Annotated in this window: 12 protein-coding genes; 4 read left to right on the forward strand and 8 right to left on the reverse strand. The window is 60.8% G+C overall.

What is annotated here, in order from left to right:
- Positions 1–79: 79 nt before the first annotated feature.
- Together NKJ91_RS29100 and NKJ91_RS29105 are read right to left on the reverse strand one after the other, a co-directional pair.
- On the reverse strand, positions 80–757 hold the full coding sequence (locus NKJ91_RS29100) for a dienelactone hydrolase family protein (protein WP_352458285.1): 678 nt from the start codon (positions 755–757) through the stop codon (positions 80–82).
- 11 nt (positions 758–768) lie between these two features.
- Entirely contained in the window at positions 769–1,503 is a 735-nt protein-coding gene (locus NKJ91_RS29105) for a phosphoribosyltransferase (RefSeq protein ID WP_352458286.1), read from the reverse strand.
- 315 nt (positions 1,504–1,818) lie between these two features.
- Here NKJ91_RS29105 and NKJ91_RS29110 point away from each other — a divergent pair, with 315 nt between their 5' ends.
- On the forward strand, positions 1,819–2,229 hold the full coding sequence (locus tag NKJ91_RS29110) for a CBS domain-containing protein (protein ID WP_352458287.1): 411 nt from the start codon (positions 1,819–1,821) through the stop codon (positions 2,227–2,229).
- Positions 2,230–2,317: 88 nt separating this feature from the next.
- Here the strand turns inward: NKJ91_RS29110 and NKJ91_RS29115 are convergent, their stop codons facing one another.
- Positions 2,318–2,794 carry an Hsp20/alpha crystallin family protein gene (locus NKJ91_RS29115; protein WP_352458288.1) on the reverse strand — a complete coding sequence of 159 codons (477 nt, stop codon included), beginning with the start codon at positions 2,792–2,794 and terminating at the stop codon, positions 2,318–2,320.
- A gap of 265 nt (positions 2,795–3,059) precedes the next feature.
- Here NKJ91_RS29115 and NKJ91_RS29120 point away from each other — a divergent pair, with 265 nt between their 5' ends.
- The gene (locus NKJ91_RS29120; RefSeq protein ID WP_023677864.1) at positions 3,060–3,497 is read left to right on the forward strand and encodes a DUF2267 domain-containing protein; all 438 of its coding nucleotides are present in this window, start codon (positions 3,060–3,062) and stop codon (positions 3,495–3,497) included.
- Between the two features lie 49 nt (positions 3,498–3,546).
- The gene (locus NKJ91_RS29125; RefSeq protein WP_352458289.1) at positions 3,547–4,017 is read left to right on the forward strand and encodes a YbhB/YbcL family Raf kinase inhibitor-like protein; all 471 of its coding nucleotides are present in this window, start codon (positions 3,547–3,549) and stop codon (positions 4,015–4,017) included.
- 24 nt (positions 4,018–4,041) lie between these two features.
- On the opposite strand, the gene NKJ91_RS29130 is transcribed toward NKJ91_RS29125, so the two are convergent.
- The 5 genes from NKJ91_RS29130 to dctP all read right to left on the reverse strand — a co-directional run bounded on the left by NKJ91_RS29130 (position 4,042) and on the right by dctP (position 10,674).
- Entirely contained in the window at positions 4,042–5,517 is a 1,476-nt protein-coding gene (locus NKJ91_RS29130; RefSeq protein WP_352458290.1) for an FAD-dependent oxidoreductase, read from the reverse strand.
- Between the two features lies 1 nt (position 5,518).
- Entirely contained in the window at positions 5,519–6,508 is a 990-nt protein-coding gene (locus NKJ91_RS29135) for a hypothetical protein (protein WP_352458291.1), read from the reverse strand.
- Positions 6,509–6,857: 349 nt separating this feature from the next.
- A complete protein-coding gene (locus NKJ91_RS29140) occupies positions 6,858–8,228 on the reverse strand; it encodes a TRAP transporter large permease (RefSeq protein WP_352458292.1) in 1,371 nt (456 codons plus the stop codon).
- 3 nt (positions 8,229–8,231) lie between these two features.
- Positions 8,232–9,332 (reverse strand): TRAP transporter small permease subunit, encoded by a 1,101-nt coding sequence (locus tag NKJ91_RS29145; protein WP_352458293.1) that lies wholly within the window; start codon positions 9,330–9,332, stop codon positions 8,232–8,234.
- Between the two features lie 58 nt (positions 9,333–9,390).
- Positions 9,391–10,674, reverse strand: a complete 1,284-nt coding sequence (gene dctP, locus NKJ91_RS29150; RefSeq protein WP_352458295.1) for a TRAP transporter substrate-binding protein DctP — start codon at positions 10,672–10,674, stop codon at positions 9,391–9,393.
- A 626-nt stretch (positions 10,675–11,300) separates the two neighbouring features.
- On the opposite strand from dctP, the gene NKJ91_RS29155 reads away from it, so the two are divergent.
- Entirely contained in the window at positions 11,301–11,765 is a 465-nt protein-coding gene (locus tag NKJ91_RS29155) for an integrase arm-type DNA-binding domain-containing protein (RefSeq protein ID WP_352458294.1), read from the forward strand.
- Positions 11,766–12,564 lie beyond the last annotated feature (799 nt).

Consider the following 12,564-nt stretch of genomic DNA (forward strand, 5'->3'; position numbering starts at 1 on the left):
AGCTGCGCGCGGTCTTATGAGGATCATAACGCGTTGAGCACGCAAATGATCCCGGCACTGGTGATCCAAGCCCCAGCCGTCAGGACGTTGATGCCGATCTGTCCGAAACCAGATGGCGCAAGAACCATCGGCTCGCCAGACCCGCGACTTCGTCCAGGGCGCCAGGCTCCTCGAACAGATGTGTCGCGCCAGGGACAATGGCGAGCTCCTTCTCGCTGCGGAGCGCCGCCAGCGCCGAGCGGTTGAGTGCGATCACTTCCGTGTCCGCGCCTCCGACGACGAGCAAGGTCGGCGCCCGGACGCGCGGCAGGGCGTGCGCTGCAAGATCGGGCCGGCCACCACGCGAAACTACGGCCGCGGCCTGGTCGGGCCGCTCGGCCGCCGCCACCAGGGCGGCACCGGCGCCCGTGCTCGCGCCGAAATAGCCAAGACGCAACCCCGACGTTTCCGGCGAGGCGCCGAGCCAATCCGTGACGCCGACCAGCCGGTCGGCGAGCAGTCCGATATTGAAGCGCAACTCGGCCGTGACCTGGTCGATCCGCTCCTCTTCGGCCGTCAACAGGTCGATGAGGAAGGTGGCGAGGTTCGCCTCGTTCAGCCTTTCGGCCACGTGGCGGTTGCGCGGGCTGTGGCGGCTGCTTCCGCTGCCGTGGGCGAAGAGCACAAGGCCGCGAGCATCCGGGGGCAACGAAAGATTGCCCTCAAGCGTGACAAGTCCCGCGGGAACATGCACGACGTGCTCGCTATCCCGGTCCATATCCACCTCCGCTATGTCGATCTGGTGCCAGGCGCCGGACCCGCGCTCGCGCGCCCAGCCAATTCCTCTTCGGAAGCGGCAGGCTTGTGGGAAGCCGCAGGCTTGCGCACGGACCTGGCGAGGAGCGCGCGGACCTCTTCATCGCTCGTCTGCGAGAAATCCACGTACCAGCGCCCGACACCCAGCAACGGCTCTGGTGTCGTCGCGCAAACGACCTCGTCGGCGTCCGCCCGCATCACGTCGCAAGTGTCGGGGCTACCGACGGGAACGGCCGCGACAATATGGGCGGCGTGGTTTTTTCGCAGCGCCTTGATCCCGGCCCGCATGGTCGATCCGGTCGCAAGCCCGTCATCCACGAGGATAATGGTTCGTCCATTCAACTGCGGTGGGGGTCGCCCGTCCCTATAGAGGTGCTCGCGGCGCAGAAGCTCTTTTTCCTCCTTTGCAGCGACCGCGTCGATGACATGTGGCGGGATCGCCAGACCGTTGACGATTTCGTCGTTCAGGACACGTACACCTGAGGGCGCGATCGCCCCCATGGCCAGTTCCTCGTGACCGGGGACGCCGAGCTTGCGCACGACGAAGACGTCGAGCGGTGCCTTGAGTGCCTGCGCGACCTCGTAGCCGACCGGCACGCCGCCTCGGGGCAGCGCCAATACGATCACATCGTCGCGGCCGGCAAAGCGAACGAGTTCCCCGGCGAGTTGCCGCCCGGCCTCGCGGCGATCTGAAAAGATGATAGCCATGACCTTCAATCCGCGTGCATCTGTTTTCCCGGTGGATGTTTTTTCACCAGCCTGCGTCCACATTCCGTGGGATGGCCGCGGCACCGGTACCATTTTGGAACTCGCTCGCTGCCTGGACGTTCCAAGAATAGTTTCGATCGCGAGGTGCCGGCACCGGCACGCGCCTCAGCGCGGATCGGGAAGATCGAAGATAGTGATCCGTACATGCCTCGTCCGGCCAGCTGGCAATCTAGCGATGCGTGGCAACAGGTCCGTCTGGCGACTTGTTGCCTCAGCAATCAGGGAAAGGAATATCCCATGCAAGTTCAGGAGATCATGAGCCGTCGGACCGAACTGGTCGGCCCGAACACGACAATCAGGGATGCCGCCCGGAAAATGCGGGCCGACAATCTCGGCGCCCTTCCGGTCGGCGAGAATGACAGGCTGGTCGGCATGGTGACAGACCGCGACATCGTGATGCGCGGCGTCGCCGAGGAGCGCTCAGCCGGCAACACGACCGTTCGCGAGGTCATGTCCGAGCATGTCTATTGGTGCTTCGATGACGCCGATATCACCGATGCGGCGAAGATCATGGCCAAGCATCAGGTGCGTCGTCTTCCGGTGATCAATCACGACAAGCGCCTCGTCGGCGTCATTGCCCTGGCCGACCTCGGGCGGACCGATAAGGAAGCCGCCAAAATCGCTCTCGAAGGCGTTTCCGAGGCAACGGACGATCCCCGGCGCTAGACGCTCGCCTGGGCGGTTGCCGCCGTGCTCGCCGTTCTTCTCCATCTGGGCTGAACGCCGCCTGCTCAGGCAGCCTTCAGTTTGGCAACTATCGCGCTTTCACTTCTATGCGGCGTGTCTTGTCCTTTGCAGCGGGGTTCTTCGGAAGCTCGACAGCCAAAATGCCGTTCCTGAAAGTGGCCTGCACCTTGTCGGCATCGATCTCCGCTTCCAGCGGGATGGTCCGCTGAAACCGGCCATAACTGCGTTCGCTGTAGGTGCGGCCGCCTTCTTCCTTGTGCTCCGAACGCTTCTCGCCCGTAATAAAGAGGGTGTTTTCGCGCAGCTTGAGCTCAACGTCCTTCTGCTCGAGCCCCGGCAATTCGGCGGTGACCTTATAGGCTTGGTCTGTTTCATGTACGTCGACGCTCGGCCAAAGATCGCCGGCCGTAGTCGCTTCGGCCATCGGCGCGAAGAAGTCGTCGAACAGGCGGTCGATCTGCCGGTGAAATGACGTGAGCGGGTCGCGCGCGGATGGGTAGAGGCTGCGCGATGGCGTCCGGGACGCCAAATCGTGATGTGCCATGGTTCTTCTCCTGTTTTTTGTGTCTGCATCACTCGTCGCCATGTGATCGGCCACGGGCAAACAAAACTCGTCCACCCATGAGGATGTTCCGGGTGCCAGCCAAGAAAGGTGGTCGAAAAACAGCGGCAAAAAGCCGGCCCGAATTCCCTCATGACGGGACCTCCGACAATAAATGCGCATCAGGACATGCGCATCGGGGAACAACGGGCAGGTACGGCTGTTTGGTCACATCACCTAGTCGGATTTGAACGAAAGGAGGATTTCGATGAATGCCACCGGACTCGACGTATTCGACAAGACACTGCAGACCACAAACATCTGGCTCGACGAGATCATGGACGAGATTGGACCGGATCGGCAGGTCGCCTGGCACGTTCTCGGAGCGGTGCTGCACGCCCTGCGCGACCGTATGCAGCCGGATCTTGCAGCCCACCTCGGCTCGCAGCTGCCGATCCTGGTGCGCGGCGCCTTCTATGACCAATATCAGCCTTCCAAAGCTCCCGAGAAGATGCGGTCGCTCGACGAGTTTCTGGCCAAGATCAAGGCGGAGCTGGAATTTACCCGTCCGGTCGATTCCAAGGATGCATTCAGGGTCGTGTCCAAGGTGCTCGCCCATCACGTCGGAGAAGGACAGATGCACAAGGTCTGGGAATCCCTGCCAGGCGAGATAAGACGCGTCGCCGAAGCTCAGCAAGCGGCGTGAACGGCGCAGGCGCGGGCTTCTCGGTCGCAACCTCCTTGGGGAAATAGCAATGCCACTCACCCTTATCAGCCCGGCGTTCCGGGCAGGCGGAAGAATTCCCGAAAAATATGCGCGTGACGGCCAGAACGTCTCGCCGCCGCTGAAGTGGTCCGGTGTCCCGGATGGTACCAAGAGCCTTGTTCTTGTCGTGCGGGATCCCGATGCACCAAGCGGGATTTTCGGGCACTGGGCGGTGTTCAACATCCCGCCGGATGCCGGGGGACTAGCCGAGGCCGAAGACGGCAAGCCCGGCCCGTCGGCACTCAGGCAAGGCACCAACGATTTCGGCAATGCGTATTACGATGGTCCGCAGCCGCCTGCAGGGCACGGCATCCACCATTACCACTTCCTGCTGGCCGCGCTCGATGTGCCGAGCCTCAGCGTACCAGGACAGGCGGGCGTGCATCAGGTCTGGAAGCAAGCCCAGAAACACGCATTGGAGGAGACGGAGCTGGTCGGAACCTACGAACGGCCGGCCTGACGCGGGCGGCGTCGGTCGCCGCCTTCACAATGTAATCTGGGCAAGCGGTTTTCGGGCAGGGCCGTGGATGACCGAACCGTCGGCCGCGAAGATCGAGCCGTGGCAGGGACAATCCCAGGTGTGGTCCGCATTGTTCCAGGTTACGGTGCAGCCCTTGTGGGTGCAAATGGCCGAAACCGCCTGGAGTGCGCCTTCGGTGTCTCTCCACGCCGCAATCTTTTCGTCTCCCCTGACGATCACGCCACCCGTGCCAGGCGCAATGTCGTGGGTGCTCGAGACGATCGATTGACTGCGGCCGTTCTTGTGGAAGTCCTCGGGATAGGGCCGCGCCGGATCGTAGAGTTTTTGCCAAGGGCTCGGGCGGCCGCAGATCAGGTCGGCGATCATCGCGCCCACGGCCGTCCCGTTGGTGATGCCCCAGGCGTTGAAGCCCGTGGCAATGTGGAAGCCGGCGGCCTTGGCGGGATCGGGCTCGCCGGCATATGGAATCCTGTCGGCCGTATCAGAATCCTCGTTGCACCAGCGCCAGGCGACATCGCCGACCGGAAGGTTCTTTCTTGCCCATTTTTCCAGTTCGACAAACCGCCTCGCCACGTCGCCGTCCCAGCCGGTGTTGAACTTGGGGCCGAGCGTGACCAGCAGTGGACCTTCGGCATCACGGCCCGTCCGGATGGAATGCGTCGGGTCGTCGATGCCGATGAACATGCCGTCGACAGGGAGGGGATCATCGATCCGAAAGGCCATGGCGGTGTGGCAGCGCGGTTGCGTCCGGTTCGCCATGCCGACGGGGCTCTTCACCGTCATGTTGGTGGCGACGACGACGTGCCCGGCATCAACGGCGCCGCCATCGGTGACGACGCGCCAGCGGCTTGCCTCGTCGATCGAGGTGGCGCGGCTGTTTTCGAAGATCCGACCGCCACAGGCCGTCACCGCTTCCGCCAGGCCAACCAGATACATCGTCGGATTGAACTGCGCCTGGTCGGGGAACCGTAATGCCGCGGCCGTTTCGAAAGGCAGCGGCGCGCGGTCGAGGAGATCGGCCTCCAGCCCGACATGGCGCGCGGCCTCCGCCTCGGCCGCTACCTCCGCGCGCCGGCTTTCATCGCAGGTGTAGCTATAGGCGTCCTTGCTCTCGAGATCGCAGGCGATGGCGTAGTTGTTAACCCAGTCGCGGATTTGTCGGGCGCCGGCGGAATTCGCATCGGCATAGGTCTGCGCCAGGTCCAGGCCTAGGCTGTCGATGAGATGACGATAGATCAGCGCGTGCTGCGTGGTGATTTTGGCCGTCGAGCGGCCGGTTACCTGGCCGCCCGTGCGCAGGCCTTCGAGGACGACCACCGACCGGCCCGCCTCGCAAAGCCGAAGCGCCGTCGTCAGCCCGACGATTCCAGCCCCCACGACAACGGCGTCCGCACGGACCAAACCTTCGAGCTGGGGATAGTTCGTGGAGGTGGCCGTCGCCACCCAACAGCTCCCCGGTTTTCCCAAGAGAATGGCCATTTCAACCGCGTTCCTTGCGTCTCCATGCACTTCCATCGACAACCGCGCCGGCGGAGGAACGTTCCCGAGCTTGGTCGCTTTCAATCATTGTCTCGCCACCCCGGGTCAGAAAAGCACCGGGAAGGTGCGAGGTGCAGGCCATCACCCAGGTGATCGCCTCGCGGTCGTATTCGTCGCCGGAGCGCCAGTCCTCGAAGAAGGCGTTCAGCCTATCGACACGCCCCGGCCAGATACCGGCGGCCTGCAGGCCGAGCGAAACGCCGTAATTGGTGAAGGCGAACTTGGTATCGCGCAGCCATGGCGCGCGGCTGAAATAACCGGGCGGGTCGACCCACATCGTTTCCAGGGTTCGCAGCGAACGCCTCGTCTGGGCCTCGGCCCACGGCTCGTCGGGAAAGAAATGGGCGAGCCACAGCATCATGCCGAGGCCGAGGTCCTGGTCGATGTCGAGGCTGCGCCAATCGCGCTCCATCAGGTCACGCATCTGCGCGATCTCGGGCGCCAGTTCCTCGTCGTCGAGCATTCGGTAAGAGACGTAGCCGTCATAGGCATCCATGCTGCCGAGGCCGTAGCCGGGGTAAGGACCGCTCAAATCCTCCTGCATCTTCCAGATCACGCCGCGGCCGGGGACCACAAACGCCGGGTGAATGTCCCGCGCCAGCGCGATACCGCGCTTGCGGTATTCCGGCTTCAGATCGCCGAGACGCGCCAAGGCGAACAGCCACATCGCCAGATAGTGGAAATACTGTCCGTCGCGATCCGCCGCTTCGCCGATCCTCAGTCCGCGCCGGCGGCCGAGCACACGCTCGACATCGGCCACCAGCCGCTCGGCCTCGTCCAGCCAGCGCTCTTCGCCAGTTTCCGCATAAAGCGAGACGTAGAGCACGACCCCGAATGCATCGGTCCACAGATATCGCAAGCCGTTGGGCCAGATGCCTTCGCCGCGCATCCAGTCGAGTTTTTGCAGGACATAATCGACGTCACGCAGCATCGCGCCAAGCCCCGAACTGGCAGAGCCGGCCCGTGTTCGGTGTCCCGCGATTGTGAGCATGCAGAATTTCGAGCATGTCTCTCCTCGTCCGGTTGATCTATCGCGAAACGATCTGATCGGCGGCGGGTTCCTTGGCCATCTCGGCAAGGACAGATGGCGCGGCATTCCCGGGGCGGCGTAGGCGAGATAACCAAGACTGGTCGAGTGCGATACACCCGCACTCGCAGCCAGGATTGTTTCAAGAAGCGATCTCATGACGACGCGCAAAGGAAGGCAAAAAGGTGACGCCGTTCAAGCGAAAAGCTATCAAATTCGACTGATCCTCGGTGTCGGCAAGCCGCAAATGTGGTCAATTGCCTCCGTACATGACCTTCGGGAGCCAGACGACGATTGAGGGGAACACGATGCACAGTCCCACTCCGATCGCCTGCAGGCACAAGAAGGGGACTGCGGATCGAAAGATCGTCGCCATCGAGATCTCCGGCGGCGCAACGCTCTTCAGATAGAACAGCGAATAGCCGAAAGGCGGGCTAAGGAACGCCATCTGCATGTTGACCATGAAAATGACACCATACCACAGTGGCACGTCTTCAGGAGCCACACCGGCTAGCCCAAACGTGCCGCTGAATTCGAGTGGCTTTAGGATGGGCAGAAATATCGGTACGGTGAGAAGGAGAATGCCCACCCAGTCCAGAAACATGCCCAGGACGAACAGAATGATCATCATCAGAACAAGAACGCCGTAAGGCGCCAAGCCTGTTCCGAGTATCGATTCGGCTACGAAGTTCTGCCCACCTTTCAGGATAAAGAAACCGACGAACATGGTGGCGCCGAAGAATATCCACATGACCATCGCCGTGGCCTTGAGCGTCGCGACACAGGCCTCCCGGATCGTGTCCCAGGTCAGGCGCCGATGTGCGGCGCAGACGATGAAAGCCCCGAACGTACCGATGCCGGCGGCTTCGACCGGCGTGGCAATGCCCATGAAGATGACCCCGAGCACAAGCAGGATCAGCAGTATCGGCATGAACGTCCGGCGCAAAAGCTTGAGTTTTTGGGCGAAGTCAATGCGCTCGTTCGGCGGCAACGCCGGGCCGAGTTTGGGGTCGATGTAACAGCGCGCCGTCACGTAGGCGACATACATCCCGGACAGCAGCAGCCCGGGAAATACCGACCCGATCAAAAGCTCGCCCAGCGACTGCTGCGCCACGACGGCATAGACAATCGCCATGACGGAAGGGGGTATGAGAATGCCAAGGGTCCCGCCAGCAAGAAGCGAGCCGCAGGCGAGCTTGGCGTCGTAGTTGCGGCGCAGCATGGCCGGGAGCGCGATCATGCCCATCGTCACTTCCGTCGCCCCGACGACACCGACCATCGCGGCCAGCAGCGTGCAGGAGATCACCGTGGCCGATGCGAGCCCGCCTTTGAGTCCGCCCAGCCATTTGTAGACGACATCGAACAGCTCCTCGATGATGCCCGCCTTCTCGAGAATCGCGGCCATGAAGATGAAAAGCGGCACCGCCGAGAGCTGATAATCCGTCATGAACGGGAAGACCCGAGACGGCAGCATGTTCAGCATGGCCGAATTGCCGAACAGAAAGAGGAAAAGCACGGCAAGGCTGCCGGTGCAAAAGGCCATCGGTAATCCGAGCAGCAAAAGTACGCCCAGACCCCCGAACATCAATATGCTGAGCCACAGGATCGGAAGCTCGAGGCCCATCGCTCAGCCGATCCTTCCAAATGCAGTGGCGATGTCTCGCATCAGCCGGGATAGGCCCTGAAGCAACAGGAGCGCTGCCCCGATGGGGATCGCGAGCTTTACCGGCCAGTATTGGATGCCCCATTCGGTGAATGAGCGTTCGCCAACCGCCGTGGCATCGCTCGCAAATCGCCATCCTGTGACCAGCATGGTGCCGGTGAACAAGAAGAAGAAGGCCGAGGTGATGATGTCGCAGACAGCACGACCGCGTTCGGAGAGATGGCTGTAGACGATGTCTACCCTGACATGCGTTTCGTCACGGTAGGCATAGGCGCCTGCCAGCATGTACTGGATGCCGAACATAAGAAACATGCTTTCATGTACCCAGTTGGTCGGTGAGTTGAAAACAAAACGGGCCACCACTTCGTAGTAGTACGCCACCACTGCGAGAACCGACCAATACGCGACGAACTCGCCCGTCACGCGTACCAGCCAGTCGACCGGCTGGAACAACGCGAGCGGTTGCTTGACGGGCGTGGCTGGCACATCGACTACGAGCGGATGGTCGGCCGCGGCGCGCGCGATCTCACGGGTGCGGGTGCGCCGCACAAGACCGGGTATTAGAAGGGCGTCGCCTGCGAGAGCGAGACCAAGCAGGAGTCCGGCAATTCGGCCAATGCTGTTGGCGCGCTCGAGCCCATGGGCGGCGGCGCTCAGATTATCGCGCGCCACCGTGGCGTCTGCCTCAGCTTTCGCCAGGCGATCGGCAGCGCCTTCTTTGCTGGCTGCTACATCTGCCTTGGCACGCGGCAACAGCCTTTCGGCGTGTTCGCTCTGGGATCGCGCGAGCGACACTGCCTCACGTCCGTCGCGTACCTGGGCGCTCGTCCAAAGCACTGCAATGAACAGCGGGATAAAAATGAATCCCCACCTGCTCTTCAGATAAAACCGGTGCATGCCGAGGAAGCCTGCAGTGACCAGGAACAGGTAAGCAAGAAAGAGATTTGGACGGCCGGCATCGCGCTGTGCCCGCTCGCGATGGACAAGGAAGACCGCAACGAGCGGGAAAAGCACGAGGCTTGACCAGTATAGCCAGTGCGGCAGCACAAATGTGAGTGAGGGCATCGGCGACTGCCTCTTGCAGGAGAGTGCGCCCGCCCGGACAGGACGGGCGCGGAGAGCCTCAGAGGTTGATCGACAATCCCTGATACATGTCCGGGGTCACGTAACCGACGGTCGGGTTCTCCATCACCTCAAGCTGCAGTTTGAAGATGCGCGCCGCGTCCTTATCCTTGTTGGCCCACTCGAACCAGATTGGCACCGCGATTTCCTGGAACTTCTGGAGGTCCTCCGGTCCAAGCCGATTGATTTCAATGCCGGCATCCAGGAATTTCTGCCAGGCCTCCATGTCGGCCTTCTGGATGGCCCCGAAATGGACATTGGAATAGACTTGGATTTCGTCTTCCACGAACTTCTTGAGGTTGTCCGGGAGTTGGTTCCAGACATTCATGTTGACGGCAAAGTCCATCAGGTCGACGGGCTGGTATACGGACATCAGACCGGCTGGGCCCATGGAAATGTACTTGGTCACCTGCTGGAACCCGAGCGCCCAGTTTACCGCCGGCCCAGTGTAATCGGCTGCATCGATCGTGCCTTTCTCCAGCGCGGAGAACACCTCGCCGCCCGGCAGCAGCGTCGTCTTGGCGCCGGCTTTTGCGAATGTCTCGGCGATCATGCCGCCAGGTACGCGCAGCTTCAGGTCTCTGAAATCCTCGATCGAGCGGATCGGTGTCTTTGAGTGGATGATGTTCGGGCCGTGATGAATGCGGTTGACGTAGTAAAGACCTTGTTTCGCATAAAGGTCGCGCGCGGCCTGCAGACCACCTTTCGAATAGAAAAAGATGTCCCATTCGTGCGGATAGCGTAGCCCCATCGTGTAAGAGGAGAGGAACGCCGCAGCGGGAAGCTTACCGGCCCAGTAAAGTGAAAACGAGTTCATCGCTTCCAGAACGCCGTTCTTCACCCCGTCGAGGAGTTCGAAGTCACCAACGATGTCCTTTGCCTTGAACGGCTGAAATTCGAGTTGGCCTCCGGTCTTTTCCTTGATGGCCCCACACCAGCTCTGGAAAGTTTCAAGTCCGACGCCAGCCGGCCACGAGGTTTGAATTTTCCAGATGATTGTGTCAGCGGCTCCTGCCCTTCGAACCCAGGGAGCGGTAACCGCCGTCGCCGTCAGCCCGGCGACAAGTCCGCTCGACTTCAGAAAGCTTCGCCTTGATTTGGAATGCGATTCTCCGTCCATTGTCTTCCTCCCTGTTCGGCAAGCGGACAAACGATAGGCCCACCGCCGTCTCAAAAACTGAAAACTAATGACACACCCTTTTTGAGGGATCAGAGCATGCCAGCGCCACGAACGACAGAGAAAGAAACGGCGCAGCATGCAAATAACATAGCGCGACGCAAGCATTTTCAACCACTGCGCGCCCGACCCGTAATATGCTCGTGCGTTTCAATAAATCCACGGTTTTAGTGGGTTATCGGCTAGTCAACGCGGCGTTCCTTCGGCTTATACGAAGCTCGGTGCGGCTTCCGTCCCTGCTTCTCAAGCCGAAACATTGGCCAGGTGACTGCACTCCATGGTCCTGGTCTGCGTCGAAACGCCAGCGGTGCTGACTGCCGCCTTGGTGGCAAAGGCAATGCAACGGATTTGGAGCGCTGACTGCATTGCGGCTTGGATTTCATTCCAAAGAACTCTCCAACTTCCGGTCGTGCGGCGCTGATCGTGCCAGAACCATAGGATCTGCAAAAATTCGCCGTACTATTCCTCAGAAAAAAGTACGGCGGCAATTTCGCTAAGTACTTGAAAAGCGTGGTGATCCCGACAGGAATCGAACCTGTGACCTACAGATTAGGAATTTGTCAGACGGCCTTTCCTATTGTTTCCAAATGCAGGCCGCTGTACGATTGCGCTGCCGCTAACATATTCAAGTTGTTGTTGTTTTCGTATTGAGCGGCTATGATGGCGTAGTCAAACCAACAGATTCAGCCAGATGCAGCACGACGCAATTGCCGTACTAATCCCGTACTAATTTCATGACAGACCTTCGACTCGCCCTTACAGACCGCGCCGTCGCAAGCCTCGAGCCGGCGTCCTCAGACCAATATTTTGCCCGAGACACCGATCTGCCGGGCTTCATGGTGCTCGTGGGCAAACGGCAAAAGACATTCGTTGTTCAGGGTGAGCGAAGGAAGGCGGGGCGGCGCCTTTCCGTCCGAATGAAGGTTGCCGAAGTCGGAGAACTCACAACGCGCGCGGCGCGGGCGAAGCCCAAGGACATTCTCGGCAAGATCGCCAACGGCATTGACCCTCGCGCGTCGACGCGCAAGCCGGGCGGCGATGCTGCCGAGGTTGATTTGCCATCAGAGAGCGAACGCGGTCACGTCATCGAGCACAAGAGAAACGCAGCGATCTGTCGAAATGGGGGAATGACCTGCGGCAGACTTTCCGGACAATCGCCCAGGCTGCAGGCGTTGCGGAGTTGGACGTCCATCTTCTGATGAACCACTCGATCCCGGGGGTTAACGCAGGCTACATCACGCGCAACAAGCTGCTGAGCGATCACCTGCGACAGCAACAGGAAGCAATCTCACGTCGGATGCTCGAAGCTGGGCGGTCGCGAGGGAATCAAACGAGGCTTCGCGCCTGGCCCGTCCTTCCCAGCAGGCGCCTACTTTCTGAGCTGATGAGCGGCAAGGATTAGCGGCATCAAACGTGTTCGGGGGGTCGAGTCGGTAGAGCGCTACCGCCTTTCCCCACACTCGTCGAGCTGCCAATTCAAGCTGCGTTGCTGCCGGTGAGCAGAGTCCACTTGCCGGCGCGCCATATGAAGCACTATAGCAAGGAAAATCGTAAGCGGTGTTTCCGCGCGCCAAAACAAGATCGCCAGAGACGGGCTGTATGGGTCCGGTGACAAGTGTGCGCATGTGAAATGCCGCGACCCGGCGGGTAGAGAATTCACGTTTAGCTCTCTTTTGGTCCCGCGAATTCTGGAATAAGACATTATATTCGCCAAAATATACTTTAACTTGAGCTCGAAATTCTTTTTTTATTGCTCGTTCTCGTTATTCACGAAGGGCGCGACCCATAGCGGCGTAGACAGGAGCGCTGAGATACTCCCATGCAGACCTCGCTCCAGGTTCGATCATGACCTGCGTGCCCATCCCAGCTTGCAATGCTACAAGCGCTGCTTTCAAGATACCCTCCGGCGAAGGCCGCCTTGCGAGAGGACGGCACGGTAGCGAGGCTGCGCTCTTAAGGTCGCCCTTACGAGCGAAGTTAGCAGCACAGCATGAGCCA

This window comes from Mesorhizobium sp. M0040 (assembly GCF_040323505.1).
Taxonomy (GTDB): Bacteria; Pseudomonadota; Alphaproteobacteria; order Rhizobiales; family Rhizobiaceae; genus Mesorhizobium.